Below are 13,804 nucleotides of genomic sequence, written 5' to 3'. Positions count from 1 at the left end.
TGCACCTGCCTGCAACAAGCCTGCTACAGGTCGGTCCCGCAAAGCCTCATCCGCGGGGTGGATCCCGTTCTCGTTCCACCCGCCGGTCAGCCGAGTGATCCCCTACGGGGAACCCCGGGGAACCCCGAAGCCGGCGGCCCGGGACGCGATCGATATGCGTTTGGTTCCCGGGGGACCGGAGAACGGCGCCCCGCACCCCGTACGCTGGTGGTGTGTTCCGACGCCGTTCAGATGATGCCGCTGCCTCCGCCGCCGTGCTGGAGAAGCAGGACGAGACGACCCAGACCCGCGACCCGCAGGCGAAGAAGGGCCGCCCCACGCCCAAGCGCAGTGAGGCCGAGGCCAACCGGCGGACCCGGGTGAGCGTGCCCAAGGACCGCAAGGAGGCCACCCGCCAGGCCCGCGAACGGATGCGTTCCGAGCGCGAGAAGCAGCGCACCGCGCTGCTGGAGGGCGACGAGCGCCACCTGCCGGCCCGCGACAAGGGCCCGGTGCGCAAGTTCGCCCGCGACTACGTGGACGCCCGCTGGTCGCTGGCCGAGTTCTTCCTCCCGGCCGCCGTCCTCATCCTGGTGCTCAGCATCGTCAAGGTGCCGGCCCTCCAGCTGCTCTCCACGCTGCTGTTCCTCACCTTCTTCGTCCTGGTGATCCTGGACTTCGTCCGGCTCGGCTTCGGCCTGCGCAAGCAGCTCGCCGAGCGCTTCGCCGGGCAGAACACCCGCGGCGCGGTCGCCTACGGCCTGATGCGCATCCTGCAGATGCGCCGGCTGCGACTGCCCAAGCCGCAGGTGCGGCGCGGGGAGAAGCCCTGACCGCCGAACCGGTGGACTCCGGCTGGGCCCCTCCCGTCTGGGACGGGCCCGGCCTCTACGCGCTCCCCGGCCAGGGCGGCGGCGGGCACGACCGGGGCGCCCAGGAGCGCGGCGGGTACGAGCTGACCGGCTACGAGCGGCGGCTGCCCTCGCGCAGCGGCTCCTTCGCCGGCGGCGCCGGCCCCTCCCCCGGGCGGCCCGGCTCGCTGCGCAACCTCGTCCGGCAGGAGATGGTCGCCCGGCAGCTCGCCGAGCAGCTCACCGGCCGCACCGGGCAGCGCGTCCTCGACATCGGCTGCGGCCAGGGCACCCAGGCACTGCGGCTGGCCCGGGCCGGGCACTACGTCACCGGCATCGACTCCGACCCGGCCGCGCTCGGCACCGCCCAGGAGGTGCTCGCCGAGGAGCCCGGGACGGTGCGGGAGCGGGTCCAGCTGCTGATCGGCGACGGTCACCAGTGCGGGCGCTGGTTCGGCGCGCGCAGCTTCGACGTCGTGCTCTGCCACGGCGTGCTGATGTACCTGCCGGACCCCGATCCGATGATCGCCTCGCTGGCCCGGCTGCTCGCCCCCGGCGGGCTGCTCTCGCTGGTGGTCCGCAACCGCGACGCGCTCGCCCTGCGCCCCGCCGCGGCCGGCGACTGGCGGGCGGCCCTGGAGGCCTTCGAGAGCGACCGGTACTACAACCGGCTCGGGCTGGCGGCCCGCGCCGACCGGATCGGCGACCTCGCCGTCACCCTCTCCGAGGTGTCCGTGCCGCTGCGGCGCTGGTACGGCGTGCGGGTCTTCACCGACCACGCCCCCGACGACGCGCCGCCGGTCGACGGCCGGCAGCTCGCCCAGCTGCTGGAGGCCGAGGAGCGGGCCGGGCGCACCGACCCGTACCGGCAGGTCGCCGCGCTGCTGCACGTCGTCGGGATGAAGTAGCCCCGGAGCCGGTGCGGCGCCGGGGCCACCGCCCGGCGGCTCAGTCCTCGTGCAGGCTCATCGTGTAGACCTCGCGGCCGTCGTCCAGCAGCACCGCACGGTCCACACCGTCCTCGGCCAGCTGCTTCCAGTTCTCCCCGATCCAGGTCTCCGCGTCCCCCTGGCCGGCGAACTCCTCCGCCTGGCCGCCGTCCGGGGCCACCTCGGTGCCGTCCGCCTTCTCGTACCGCCACGTCCAGACCATGCCCGGCTCCTCCCGCCGACGATCAGCGATGCGCTGTGAGCGCACCCTAAGCCCTCAGGTTGCCCGGCCGGATCTTCGGTATGCGCGGTGCGCGAGGATGGGACGCATGACAGCTGACGCCCCGCTCCCCCGCACCCTGCTCCTCGGCGGTGCCCGGTCCGGCAAGTCGACCAGGGCCGAGCAGCTGCTCGCCCACCACCGGGACGTGCTGTACGTCGCCACCGGCGGCACCCGGGACGGCGACGCCGAGTGGGCGCAGCGGGTCGCGCTGCACCGCGGGCGGCGCCCGGCGAGCTGGCGCACCGCCGAGACCTGCGACCTGGAGGCGGTGCTGGCCGACACCGCCGACCCGGCGCCGGTGCTGGTCGACTGCCTGGCGCTGTGGCTGACCGCGGTCATGGACGAGTGCGGCGCCTGGGACGACGCGGTCTGGGCGGACGGCGGCGAGGCCGCGGTGCAGCGGCGCTGCGCGGCGCTGGCGACGGCCTGGGCCGGCACCCGGCGCCCGGCGGTCGCGGTCAGCAACGAGGTGGGCATGGGCGTCGTCCCGGCGACGGCGGCCGGCCGCCGGTTCCGCGACACCCTGGGCCGGCTCAACATGGCGGTCGCCGACGCCTCCGAGCGGGTGCTGCTGGTCGTGGCGGGGCAGGTCCTCACCGTCAAGCCCGCCGCCGGCTGAACGATCCCCCCGGCCGCCGGCCCGGACCGCCTCCTGCACCGGCGGCCCGGCCCTTCCCGCCTTTCCGCACCGGCGCCCCTCCGGTGAACACCCGCGGCGTGTAGCCTTCCGGACGATGGACACGACCGTGGATCTCGATACGTTCTCCTCCCTCGTCGAGCGCCCCGACGAGAGCGCCCGGCGCGCCGCCGAGGAGCGGTGGCAGGAGCTGGACCGGCCTCGCAACGGCCTCGGCAGGCTGGAGGAGCTGGGCGCCTGGCTGTCGTCCGTGCAGGGGCGTTCCCCGGTGCGGCCGCTGTCGGCGCCCAAGGTGGTGCTGTTCGCCGCCGACCACGGGGTGGCCCGCCTCGGGGTGTCCCGGCTGCCCGCGCAGGGCGGCACGGCGGCACGGGTGCGCTCGGTGCTCGACGGCACCGCGCCGGTCGCGCTGCTCGCCCGCCGCTTCGGCGCCGGGGTGCGGGTGGTGGACGTCGCGGTCGACGCCGATGCCGCGGAGTTCCCCGGCGAGGTGACGGCGCACCGGGTGCGGCGCGGCTCCGGGCGGATCGACGTCGAGAACGCGCTGAGCCCCGAGGAGACCGCCCGGGCGTTCCGGGCCGGCATGGCGGTGGCCGACGAGGAGGCCGACGCCGGGACCGACCTGGTGGTGCTGGGCGACCTCGGGGTCGGCTCGACCACGGTGGCGGCGGTGCTGGTCGGCGCGCTCTGCGGGACGGACGCGGCGGCGGTCACCGGGCGCGGGTCGGGCATCGACGACCGGGTGTGGATGGTCAAGTGTGCGACGGTGCGGGACTCGCTGCGCCGGGCCCGGCCGGTGCTGGGCGACCAGCTGGCGCTGCTCGGGGCCACCGGTGGCGCGGACTTCGCGGCGATCACCGGGTTCCTGCTGCAGGCCGCGGTGCGGAAGCTGCCGGTGGTGCTGGACGGGGTGGTCTCGGCGGCCTGCGCGCTGGTCGCGCAGCGGATCGCGTTCCGGGCACCGGAGTGGTGGCGGGCCGGGCAGACCAGCGGTGAGCCCGCGCAGGCGAAGGCGTACGACCGGCTGACCCTGTCGCCGCTGCAGGAGCAGGGCATCACCATGGGCGAGGGGGTCGGCGCGCTGATGGCGCTGCCGCTGCTCCAGGCGGCGGCGGACACCCTGGCCGAGGAGGTGCCGGAGGTGTTCGTCCCGGCCGCGCCCAAGGAGCCGGCCCGGCTGCCGACGGCGGCGGAGCTGCTGGGGAAGCTGTAGGGGGAGTCCGGGGGCCCGGGCCGCGTCGGTGACGACGGGTCCGGGCCCCTTCGCCGTTTCCGAGTGGTCGGTGGGTGGTTGGTGTGCGGGACGGGCTGCGGTTCGCGTTCGGGACCCTGTCGGTGCTGCCGGTGCGGGTGCGGCGCTGGGACCGGGAGGCCGGGGGGCGGGCGATGGTGCTCGCACCGGTGGTCGGGGTGGTGCTGGGGGCGGTCGCGGCGGCGGCGGGGGCGCTGGTCGCCTGGCGTGCCGGCGGGGCGCTCGGCGCGGTGGCGGCGGTCGGGGTGCTCGCGGTGCTCACCCGGGGGCTGCACCTGGACGGGCTCGCGGACGTCGCGGACGGCCTGGGCAGCGGGAAGCCGGCCGAGGACGCGCTGCGGATCATGAAGCAGTCGGACATCGGCCCGTTCGGGGTGCTCACCCTCGTCCTCGTGCTGCTGGCGCAGGTGGCCGCGCTGACCGGGCAGTTCGCCGTCTCCCCGCTGCGCGGCGCGCTCGCGGTGCTCGCGGCGGCGGTCGCGGCGCGGTGCGCGCTCGCCTGGGGGTGCCTGCGGTCGGTGCCGGCGGCCCGGCCGGGCGGGTTGGGCGCGATGGTGGCGAGCACGGTGACGCCGGGTGCGGCCCTCGCCTCGACGGTCGGCGCGGCCGCCCTGGTCGCCCTCGCCGGCTTGACCGACGAGGTGTCAACTCTTTTTCTTCCGCTGGCCGTTGCGCTGGGGGCCGGCGGATCGCGGCTGCTGCTGCGGCGCTGTGTGCGGCGGTTCGGCGGGATCACCGGGGACGTGCTCGGGGCGATGGCGGAGACCGCCGCGACCGGCACGCTGCTGGTCCTCGCGCTGCTGCGCTGAGGGGGACGCCAAAGCCCGTGCGCCGAAAGGCGGTACACCGGGCGGCGCGTGATCCCACCATGCGGACTACCATGCGGGGAGCACCGCAGCCCTGCACCGTCGCAGGTCCTGCCCGTCCGGCGCGCGTTGGGGCGCCGGGGCCTCTGGTGTGCGCGACCGCCGCGGCGGTGGGCGCGCGCAGCCAGGGGTCCCGGGTCCGGCGGACGCCGGCCGGTCGGCCTGGCCGGCGGTCCGGGCTGCGCCGGTGCGGCACCAGCGCCGCGACCGGTCGTGGACCGCGAAAGAACAGGACGTTTTACGTGACTGCATTGTCTGTGAGCACCTCCGCCGCCGCCTCGCTGCGTGCGGACGCCCTGGTGATCGGCGTGGCGAAGGGCCCCAAGGGCATCGTGCTGGCCCCCGGCGCCGAGGCCGTGGCCGAGGCGTTCGAGGGCAAGCTGGCCGAGGTTCTCAGCACGCTGGGCGCCACCGGCGCCGAGGGCGAGACCGTCAAGGTCCCCTCCCCCGCCGGCCTGAAGGCCGCGCTCGTGCTCGCGGTCGGTCTCGGTGACGCCGCCGAGGGCGGGTACGAGCTGGAGGCCCTGCGCCGCGCCGCCGGTGTCGCCGCCCGCACCCTGGCCGGTGCCAAGAAGGCCGCGCTGGCCCTGCCGGCCGAGTCGGCCGACGAGATCGAGGCGGTCGCGCTGGGCGCCCTGCTCGGTTCGTACGCGTTCGGCACCTACAAGAACAACGGCAACGGCGGCAAGGAGCCGGTCGGCGAGCTGGTGCTGCTGTCGACCCGCAAGGGCAGCAAGGAGGCCAAGGCCGCGGTCGAGCGCGCCCTGGTCGTCGGCGAGGAGATGAACCGCGCCCGCGACCTGGTCAACACCGCCCCCAACGACCTGAACCCGAAGTCCTTCGCCGCGCTCGCCCAGGCGGCCGGCAAGGAGCACGGCCTCAAGGTCGAGGTGCTGGACGAGAAGGCGCTGCTCAAGGGCGGCTTCGGCGGCCTGCTCGGCGTCGGCAACGGCTCGGTCAACCCGCCGCGCCTGGTCAAGGTGGCGTACACCCACCCGAAGGCGAAGGCCAGCCTGGCGTTCGTCGGCAAGGGCATCACCTACGACTCGGGCGGCATCTCGCTGAAGCCGGCCGGCCACAACGAGACCATGAAGTGCGACATGGCCGGCGCGGCCGCGGTGTTCGCCGCCGTCGTCTCCGCCAAGCGCCTCGGCCTCCAGGTCAACGTCACCGCCTGGCTGGCGCTGGCGGAGAACATGCCGTCCGGCTCGGCCACCCGCCCGGGTGACGTGCTGCGGATGTACGGCGGCAAGACCGTCGAGGTGCTGAACACCGACGCCGAGGGCCGCCTGGTGCTGGCCGACGCCATCGTGCGCGCCGGCGAGGAGAACCCGGACGTGATCGTCGACGTCGCCACCCTGACCGGCGCGATGATGATGGCGCTGGGCAACCGCACCTTCGGTGTGATGGCCAACGCCGACGAGCTGCGCGAGAGCCTGCACACGGCCGCCGGCGAGGTGGGCGAGCAGTCCTGGCCGATGCCGCTGCCGGCCGAGCTGCGCAAGGGCATGACCGAGTCGACCGTCGCCGACCTGGCCAACATGGGCGAGCGGATGGGCGGCGGCCTGGTGGCCGGCCTGTTCCTGAAGGAGTTCGTGGCCGAGGGCATCGACTGGGCCCACCTGGACATCGCCGGCCCGGCGTTCCACGAGGGCGCGCCGTTCGGCTACACCCCCAAGGGCGGCACCGCCTCCGCGGTGCGCACCCTGGTCCGCTTCGCCGAGCAGAAGGCGGCGGGCGGCAAGGCCTGACGGCCGGGTACGACCGACGGGCGGGGTCCGGCGCACGGCGCGCCGGGCCCCGTCCGGCTTCCCGGGGCCGGTTACCTGCCGGTAGGGGGCGCCGGGAGGTCGCCGCACCCCTGTTCGCTGCGGGCGAAACTTTGTTCCGCAGTGCGGAACCAGGGGCTCCACCGGCCCACCGACCGGTCGGCCCGACCCCGGTCAACCCTGCCCTGAGCTGCGACGATGCCCCTCCGTCCAGGGTGTTCCCACCCCTGCGACCACCCCTCGGGACACCCCTGGAGCGGACCCGGACATCAGCTGCCGCGAACAAGTGCGAAGATGTATTTCCGGCACGACTGGGCGCCCCACAAAGGCTTCCGACCCACCGGACCGCGACCGGCCCGGCGATCCACACCCCATTGCATGGAGGACGTGACGTGGCGAACGACGCCAGCACCGTTTTCGACGTAGTCATTCTCGGAGGCGGAAGCGGCGGTTACGCCGCGGCGCTCCGCGGCGCCCAGCTGGGCCTGAGCGTCGCCCTGGTCGAGAAGGGTGAGCTTGGCGGCACCTGCCTGCACCGCGGCTGCATCCCGACCAAGGCCCTGCTGCACGCGGCCGAGATCGCCGACGAGACGAAGGAGGCCGCCGAGTTCGGCGTGCTGGCCACCTTCCAGGGCATCGACATCAACGGCGTCCACAAGTACAAGGACGACGTCATCGCCGGCCTGTACAAGGGTCTGCAGGGCCTGGTGGCGTCCCGCAAGGTCACCTTCGTCCAGGGCGAGGGCAAGCTCTCCTCGCAGACCTCGGTGGACGTCAACGGCCAGCGCATCGAGGGCCGCCACATCGTGCTGGCCACCGGTTCCGTGCCGCGCTCGATCCCGGGCCTGGAGATCGACGGCAACCGCGTCATCTCCTCGGACCACGCCCTCAAGCTCGACCGCATCCCGAAGTCGGCTGTCATCCTCGGCGGCGGCGTGATCGGCGTCGAGTTCGCCTCGGTCTGGAAGTCGTTCGGCGTCGACGTCACCATCGTCGAGGCCCTGCCGCACCTGGTCCCGCTGGAGGACGAGAACTCCTCCAAGCTGCTGGAGCGCGCCTTCCGCAAGCGCGGCATCAAGTTCGAGCTGAAGGCCCGCTTCTCGGGCGTCGAGTACACCGAGGCCGGTGTGCGCGTCTCCACCGAGAACGGCAAGCAGATCGACGCCGACCTGCTGCTCGTCGCCATCGGCCGCGGCCCGGTCTCGGCCGGCCTCGGCTACGAGGAGAACGGCGTCGCGATGGACCGCGGCTACGTCCTCGTCGACGAGTACATGCGCACCAACGTGCCGACCATCTCGGCCGTCGGCGACCTCGCCCCGACCCTGCAGCTGGCGCACGTCGGCTTCGCCGAGGGCATCCTGGTCGCCGAGCGCCTGGCCGGCCTGAAGCCGGTGCCGATCGACTACGACGGCGTCCCGCGCGTGACCTACTCCAACCCCGAGGTGGCCTCCGTCGGCATCTCCGAGGCCAAGGCCGTCGAGCTGTACGGCAAGGAGAAGGTCGTCACCCTCAAGTACAACCTGGCCGGCAACGGCAAGAGCAAGATCCTGAAGACCGCCGGCGAGATCAAGCTCGTCCAGGTCAAGGACGGCGCCGTGGTCGGTGTCCACATGGTCGGCGCCCGCATGGGCGAGCAGGTCGGCGAGGCCCAGCTGATCTACAACTGGGAAGCCCTGCCGGCCGAGGTCGCGCAGCTCATCCACGCCCACCCGACCCAGTCCGAGGCCCTCGGCGAGGCGCACCTGGCGCTGGCCGGCAAGCCGCTGCACGCGCACGACTGATCGCGCCCCCCACCCCCCATTCCAGTTCGCAAGACTTGATAGGAGTCGCTGAAACCATGGCGGTCTCAGTAACACTGCCCGCGCTGGGCGAGAGCGTTTCCGAGGGCACCGTCACCCGTTGGCTGAAGGCCGAGGGTGAGCGCGTGGAGGTCGACGAGCCGCTGCTCGAAGTCTCCACCGACAAGGTCGACACCGAGATCCCGGCCCCGGCCTCCGGCATTCTGGCCTCGATCAAGGTCGGCGAGGACGAGACCGTCGAGGTCGGCGCCGAGCTGGCGATCATCGACGACGGCTCGGGCGCCCCGGTCGCCGCGCCGGCCCCGGCCGCCGAGGCCGCTCCGGTCGCGCCGGCCGCTCCGGCCCCGGTCGCGGAGGCCCCGGCCGCCGCCCCGGCCCCGGTCGCCGAGGCCCCGGCGGCCCCCGCCGCCGCTCCGGCCGCCCCGGCCGGCGACGCCACCCCGGTCCTGCTGCCCGCGCTGGGCGAGTCGGTCACCGAGGGCACCGTCACCCGCTGGCTGAAGGCCGAGGGCGACACCGTCGAGGTCGACGAGCCGCTGCTGGAGGTCTCCACCGACAAGGTCGACACCGAGATCCCGTCGCCGGTCGCCGGCACGCTGGTGAAGATCCTGGTCGGCGAGGACGAGACGGCCGAGGTCGGCGCCCAGCTCGCGCTGATCGGTGCCGCCGGCGCCGTCGCCGCCGCTCCGGCCGCCCCGGTCGCCGCTCCGGCTCCGGCCGCGCCGGCCGCCCCGGCCCCGGTGGCCGCTCCGGCCCCGGTCGCCCCGGCTGCCCCGGCCCCGGCCGCTCCGGTGGCCGACGCCGGTGACGCCTACGTCACCCCGCTGGTGCGCAAGCTCGCCTCCGAGCACAACGTCGAGCTGTCCTCCGTCGCCGGCACCGGCGTCGGCGGCCGCATCCGCAAGCAGGATGTCCTGGCCGCCGCCGAGGCCGCCAAGGCCGCCGCCCAGGCCCCGGCACCGGTCGCCGCCGCTCCGGCCGCCGCGCCGAAGGCCGCCGCCGCGCCGTCCGCCCTGCGCGGCCAGACGGTCAAGATGACCCGCATGCGCAAGGTCATCGGCGACAACATGATGAAGGCCCTGCACGAGCAGGCGCAGCTCACCAGCGTGGTCGAGGTGGACGTCACCCGGATCATGTCGCTGCGCGCCAAGGCCAAGGACGGCTTCCTCGCCCGCGAGGGCGTCAAGCTCTCCCCGATGCCGTTCTTCGTCAAGGCCGCCGCCCAGGCGCTGAAGGCCCACGCGGTCATCAACGCCCGGATCAACGACGCCGAGGGCACCATCACCTACTTCGACACCGAGAACATCGGTATCGCGGTGGACTCGGAGAAGGGTCTGATGACCCCGGTCATCAAGGGTGCGGGCGACCTCAACATCGCCGGCATCTCCAAGAAGACCGCCGAGCTGGCCGGCAAGGTGCGCGACAGCAAGATCACCCCGGACGAGCTGTCCGGCGCCACCTTCACCATCAGCAACACCGGTTCGCGCGGCGCGCTGTTCGACACCGTCATCGTGCCGCCGAACCAGGCCGCGATCCTGGGCATCGGCGCCACGGTCAAGCGCCCGGTGGTCATCGAGTCCGACGGCGGCACCGCCATCGGCATCCGCGACATGACCTACCTGTCGCTCTCCTACGACCACCGCCTGGTGGACGGCGCCGACGCCGCCCGCTACCTGGTGGCGGTCAAGGAGATCCTGGAGGCCGGCGAGTTCGAGGTCGAGCTCGGCCTGTAAGGCCCCGGGAGTCCGCTCCGCAGCACCGGAACCCCGCACCGTCCCCGGACGGCGCGGGGTTCCGCGCGTCCGGGACCGGTCGCCGGCCGCCCGGCCCGGGTCTTCGCGCCGCTGCGGGTTTTTCGTGTGGTTCCGGGTGATTCACCCGTTCTTCGCATGCGCGCATGCGGCCGAACAGGGATGCTGGAGCGGTGATGGACGAGACCGACTTCTGGCTGATCATCGACGAGACCCGGGAGGCCGCCGAGGGCGACCCCGACGAGCAGGCGGACCGCCTGGTGGAGCGGCTGGGCGAGCTGACCCCGGACGATGTGATCGACTTCGCCCGGCTCTTCGAGGCCCGCTTCCAGCGCGCCTACCGCCACGACCTGTGGGGCGCGGCGTACCTGCTGCTGGGCGGGGCCTCCGAGGACTCCTTCGACTACTTCCGGTGCTGGCTGATCGGCCAGGGCCGGGAGGTCTTCGAGGGCGGCCTGCACGACCCGGACGACCTGGCCGACCTGCTGCCGGACTTCGACGAGGAGGAGGACGGCGAGGCCGAGGACCTCGGCTACGCCGCCGACGAGGCGTACGAGCAGCTGACCGGGCTGCCGCTGCCCGAGGTGGGCGGGCGGCAGCCCGCGCGGCCGTCCGGAGCCGGCTTCGACTTCGACGACCCGGACGTCATGGCGAAACGGTTCCCCAAGCTCTGGGAGCGCTACGGGGACTGACGGCGCCCGGCGCGCCGGGCCGCTCAGGTGGTGGAGCCGCCCGCCGCGCCGGTGTCCTGCTTGATGCCCTTGAGGATCTGGTCCAGGGCGGTGGGGTCGGGCGCTCCGGCGGCGTCGTCCACCCCGCCCTCGAAGGCCACGTAGCCGCCGCCCTTGGCCGGGACGGCCGCCATCAGGATGTAGCCCTTGCTGCCGTCCGCCGTCACGATGTGCCAGCGCACCGCGTAGCCGGAGATGCCGGCCACCGTGGTGCTGGACGAGCCGGCGTCGGTGTGCGAGGTGATGTTGGTGAAGATCGCCGCCGCGTAGGCCGGCATCGCCGCCTCGGCCGCCGCGCGGGCGGTGCTGCCGGAGATGGTGTCCTTCTCGACCGAGAACTGGCCGCGGATGCAGTTGCCGCCGCCGGGGCAGGTGTACTGGCCGGTGCCGAGGAAGACCGTCGAGTGCGAGCCCTCGGTGGTCGCCTCCCAGCCGTCGAAGACCGGCACCGTGATGGCGTGCTGCGGGTCCGCCACGGTGTCCTTGGGCACCAGGGACGGGCGCGGCGGTGTGGTGGGCGGCGGCGAGACCGGTTTGGTGGTGGTCGGGGCCGGAGTCGTGGCGGTCGGGCTCGGGGTGTCGGTGACGGTGACCGTGGTGACCGGCTTCGGGTCGGCGGACGGGCCGTCGCCGCCGCTGTTGAGCGCGATGGCGGCGACCACGCCGACCACGGCCAGGACCCCGACCCCGATGCCGACGGCGGTGCCGGTCTTGATCCGGTTCGGCCGGGAGGGCGGCGGGTAAGCGGCCGGCGGGTAGCCGTAGCCCGGCTGGTTCTGCGCCGGGTAGCCGTAGCCCGGCTGCCCCTGTTGCGGCGCGCCGTAGCCGTAGGAGGGCGGCGCGGACGCGGCGGGCTGGCCGCCGGGGCTCTGCCAGGAGACCTGTGTCGGGGCGTCGGCAATCGGGCCGCCGCCCGCCTGGACGGGGCGCACGTCACTGGTCCAGGCCGTGCCGTCCCACCAACGCTCATGACCGGCCGTGCCGTCCGCACCCGGAACCGGGTACCACCCGGGAGGCGTCGAGTTGCTCACGGCAAGACCGTACCCGTCCGGGTGACGCTCCAGACAGACCGGGTCTGTCACGACTCTGCACCACCCGTGTACCGGACCTGACGTCACGTCAGCCCGCAGCCGGGGGTCGGGAGGCCCCGTCCGGGGGTTCAGCCGGTCAGCAGCCGGGCCATCCAGATGTCGTCGACGTACGAACCGTCGATCAGGAACTCCTCGGCGAGCGAGCCCTCCACCACGAAGCCGCAGCGCGTGTAGAGCGCGCGGGCCGGGGCGTTGTGGCCGAGCACCCGCAGGCTGATCTTCCGGGCGCCCTGGGCGCGGGCCACCCGGCAGGCCTCCTCGACCAGCGCGACGCCGAGGCCCCGGCCGCGGGCGGAGGCGTCGACGGCCAGGCCCTGGATCTGGCGCACGTGCTGGTTGCTGGGCAGCGGGGTCGGCGGGACGACCCGGACGTAACCGACGATCCGGCCGTCGAGCAGGGCGAGGTGGAACTGGTCCGGGGTGTGGCGCTCGTCGAACACCCCCGCGTCCTCGGCGGGCCGCGGGCCGACGTCGGCCAGCGGGGTCCAGGTGGCCAGGTTGAGGACGGCGAGCTCCTTCTCGTCCTCGGCTCGGGCGGGTCGGATGATCAGATGGTCCGTTTCACGCATGCGCGGCATGCTAACCACCCACGGCGCGGACGTACACGGAATTACCGCCCCGCCCCGGGTCCCGGTGCGGGCGTTCCCGCCCGTACCGGGACCCGGCTGCGAGGATGGGCGCATGAGAATCGCGGTCACAGGATCCACGGGACTGATCGGCTCGGCACTCGTCGGCTCGCTGCTGGCGGACGGGCACCAGGTGGTGCGGCTGGTCCGGCACCGCTCGAAGACCGGACCGCGGCCGGACGGCACCACCGCCATCGGCTGGAACCCGCTGCTGGGCCAGGTCGACCGGGCCGGGCTGGCCGGCGTCGACGCGGTGGTGCACCTCGCGGGCGCCGGCGTCGGCGACCGCCGCTGGAGCGAGTCCTACAAGCGGGAGATCCGGGAGAGCCGGGTGCTCGGCACCGAGACCCTGGCCGCCGCGCTGGCCGGGCTGGACGAGCCGCCGAAGGTCTTCGTCAGCGCCTCGGCCGTCGGCTACTACGGCCAGACCGGGGACCGGGTGATCGACGAGTCCTCGCCCGCCGGGGACGACTTCCTGGCCGAGGTCTGCACCGCGTGGGAGGCCGCCGCAGGACCGGCCGAACGGGCCGGGATCCGGGTGGTCCACCCGCGCACCGGGCTGGTGCTCTCCGCGGCCGGCGGCGCGGGCGGCCGGCTCTTCCCGCTGTTCCGGCTCGGGCTCGGCGGGCGGCTCGGCGACGGCCGGCAGTACTGGAGCTTCATCTCGCTCGCCGACGAGGTCGCCGCGCTGCGCTTCCTGATCGACCGGGAGGACGTCAGCGGTCCGGTCAACCTGACCGCGCCGGAGCCGGTGACCAACGCCGAGCTGACGGCGGCGCTCGGGCGGGCGCTGCGCCGGCCGACGCCGTTCCCGGTGCCGCGGGCCGTGCTGGACGCGGTCCTCGGCGAGCTGGCGATCGAGGTGGTCGGCAGCCACCGGGTGGTGCCGCGCCGGCTGCTGGACGCGGGCTTCCGGTTCGAGCACCCGGACGTCGACTCGGCGGTGCGGGCGGCGCTCTGAGGAGGGGTCGGCGGGGCCGGGCGCGCGCGGGCGTGCCCGGACCCGCCGCGTAGCCGCGCCACGAGCCGCGCTACTAGCCGCGCTACGACGTTCACCCTGGCCAGGGGCATATGCCGGGCGGAGGCCGGGCGACTGCCGCGAGGGGCTCCGGCGGGGGGCGCACGGGAGCACGGGGCAGGCGCGTCGCACGCCCCCGGTGACCGTGCGCGCCCGCCGGACGGCATCGCGGCCGGATCGGCGCACAGTCCGTGACGGCACCCCCACTGGATGCGATCCCTC

Annotated in this window: 12 protein-coding genes and 1 pseudogene; 10 read left to right on the top strand and 3 right to left on the bottom strand. The window is 74.4% G+C overall.

The features are described from left to right. Positions 1-212: 212 nt before the first annotated feature. Together ACFVVL_RS10670 and ACFVVL_RS10665 are read left to right on the top strand one after the other, a co-directional pair. Positions 213-812, top strand: coding sequence for a DUF3043 domain-containing protein (locus tag ACFVVL_RS10670; RefSeq protein WP_380295818.1), 600 nt, complete (start codon positions 213-215; stop codon positions 810-812). A gap of 230 nt (positions 813-1,042) precedes the next feature. Next, entirely contained in the window at positions 1,043-1,738 is a 696-nt protein-coding gene (locus tag ACFVVL_RS10665) for a class I SAM-dependent methyltransferase (RefSeq protein WP_380295839.1), read from the top strand. 40 nt (positions 1,739-1,778) lie between these two features. On the opposite strand, the gene ACFVVL_RS10660 is transcribed toward ACFVVL_RS10665, so the two are convergent. Then, a complete protein-coding gene (locus tag ACFVVL_RS10660; RefSeq protein ID WP_380295820.1) occupies positions 1,779-1,982 on the bottom strand; it encodes a hypothetical protein in 204 nt (67 codons plus the stop codon). A gap of 112 nt (positions 1,983-2,094) precedes the next feature. On the opposite strand from ACFVVL_RS10660, the pseudogene cobU reads away from it, so the two are divergent. From cobU to ACFVVL_RS10625, 7 genes and pseudogenes are all read left to right on the top strand, one after another. Further along, positions 2,095-2,661, top strand: a pseudogene (cobU, locus tag ACFVVL_RS10655) (bifunctional adenosylcobinamide kinase/adenosylcobinamide-phosphate guanylyltransferase); the annotation flags it as partial. Between the two features lie 115 nt (positions 2,662-2,776). After that, positions 2,777-3,892: a nicotinate-nucleotide--dimethylbenzimidazole phosphoribosyltransferase gene (locus ACFVVL_RS10650; protein WP_380295822.1), complete on the top strand. Its 1,116-nt coding sequence runs from the start codon at positions 2,777-2,779 to the stop codon at positions 3,890-3,892. Between the two features lie 83 nt (positions 3,893-3,975). Next, positions 3,976-4,740: an adenosylcobinamide-GDP ribazoletransferase gene (locus ACFVVL_RS10645; protein ID WP_387673243.1), complete on the top strand. Its 765-nt coding sequence runs from the start codon at positions 3,976-3,978 to the stop codon at positions 4,738-4,740. A 299-nt stretch (positions 4,741-5,039) separates the two neighbouring features. Continuing rightward, positions 5,040-6,548 (top strand): leucyl aminopeptidase, encoded by a 1,509-nt coding sequence (locus tag ACFVVL_RS10640; protein WP_380295825.1) that lies wholly within the window; start codon positions 5,040-5,042, stop codon positions 6,546-6,548. A 392-nt stretch (positions 6,549-6,940) separates the two neighbouring features. Beyond that, a complete protein-coding gene (lpdA, locus tag ACFVVL_RS10635; RefSeq protein ID WP_380295827.1) occupies positions 6,941-8,347 on the top strand; it encodes a dihydrolipoyl dehydrogenase in 1,407 nt (468 codons plus the stop codon). A gap of 56 nt (positions 8,348-8,403) precedes the next feature. After that, entirely contained in the window at positions 8,404-10,098 is a 1,695-nt protein-coding gene (gene sucB, locus ACFVVL_RS10630) for a 2-oxoglutarate dehydrogenase, E2 component, dihydrolipoamide succinyltransferase (RefSeq protein ID WP_380295829.1), read from the top strand. 194 nt (positions 10,099-10,292) lie between these two features. Further along, positions 10,293-10,808 (top strand): DUF4240 domain-containing protein, encoded by a 516-nt coding sequence (locus ACFVVL_RS10625; RefSeq protein WP_380295831.1) that lies wholly within the window; start codon positions 10,293-10,295, stop codon positions 10,806-10,808. Between the two features lie 23 nt (positions 10,809-10,831). On the opposite strand, the gene ACFVVL_RS10620 is transcribed toward ACFVVL_RS10625, so the two are convergent. Both ACFVVL_RS10620 and ACFVVL_RS10615 read right to left on the bottom strand, forming a co-directional pair. Continuing rightward, positions 10,832-11,878 carry a DUF2510 domain-containing protein gene (locus ACFVVL_RS10620; protein WP_387673237.1) on the bottom strand — a complete coding sequence of 349 codons (1,047 nt, stop codon included), beginning with the start codon at positions 11,876-11,878 and terminating at the stop codon, positions 10,832-10,834. Positions 11,879-12,006: 128 nt separating this feature from the next. Continuing rightward, entirely contained in the window at positions 12,007-12,507 is a 501-nt protein-coding gene (locus tag ACFVVL_RS10615; protein WP_387673234.1) for a GNAT family N-acetyltransferase, read from the bottom strand. A gap of 112 nt (positions 12,508-12,619) precedes the next feature. Between ACFVVL_RS10615 and ACFVVL_RS10610 the strand changes: the two genes are divergently transcribed. After that, a complete protein-coding gene (locus ACFVVL_RS10610; protein WP_380295837.1) occupies positions 12,620-13,525 on the top strand; it encodes a TIGR01777 family oxidoreductase in 906 nt (301 codons plus the stop codon). The last annotated feature ends 279 nt before the right edge of the window (positions 13,526-13,804 follow it).

The organism is Kitasatospora sp. NPDC058115, from assembly GCF_042884635.1.
GTDB lineage: Bacteria > Actinomycetota > Actinomycetes > Streptomycetales > Streptomycetaceae > Kitasatospora.
Note: the sequence above shows the minus strand (reverse complement) of the source record. Positions and strands in the feature narration are given on the sequence as shown.

Bases quoted from the DNA above. Each gene is read 5' to 3' on its own strand.
- ACFVVL_RS10665 (WP_380295839.1), top strand. From the start codon at position 1,043: ATGGTCGCCCGGCAGCTCGCCGAGCAGCTCACCGGCCGCACCGGGCAG.
- ACFVVL_RS10660 (WP_380295820.1), bottom strand. From the start codon at position 1,982: ATGGTCTGGACGTGGCGGTACGAGAAGGCGGACGGCACCGAGGTGGCC.
- ACFVVL_RS10650 (WP_380295822.1), top strand. From the start codon at position 2,777: ATGGACACGACCGTGGATCTCGATACGTTCTCCTCCCTCGTCGAGCGC.
- sucB (WP_380295829.1), top strand. From the start codon at position 8,404: ATGGCGGTCTCAGTAACACTGCCCGCGCTGGGCGAGAGCGTTTCCGAG.
- ACFVVL_RS10625 (WP_380295831.1), top strand. From the start codon at position 10,293: ATGGACGAGACCGACTTCTGGCTGATCATCGACGAGACCCGGGAGGCC.
- ACFVVL_RS10615 (WP_387673234.1), bottom strand. From the start codon at position 12,507: ATGCGTGAAACGGACCATCTGATCATCCGACCCGCCCGAGCCGAGGAC.
- ACFVVL_RS10610 (WP_380295837.1), top strand. From the start codon at position 12,620: ATGAGAATCGCGGTCACAGGATCCACGGGACTGATCGGCTCGGCACTC.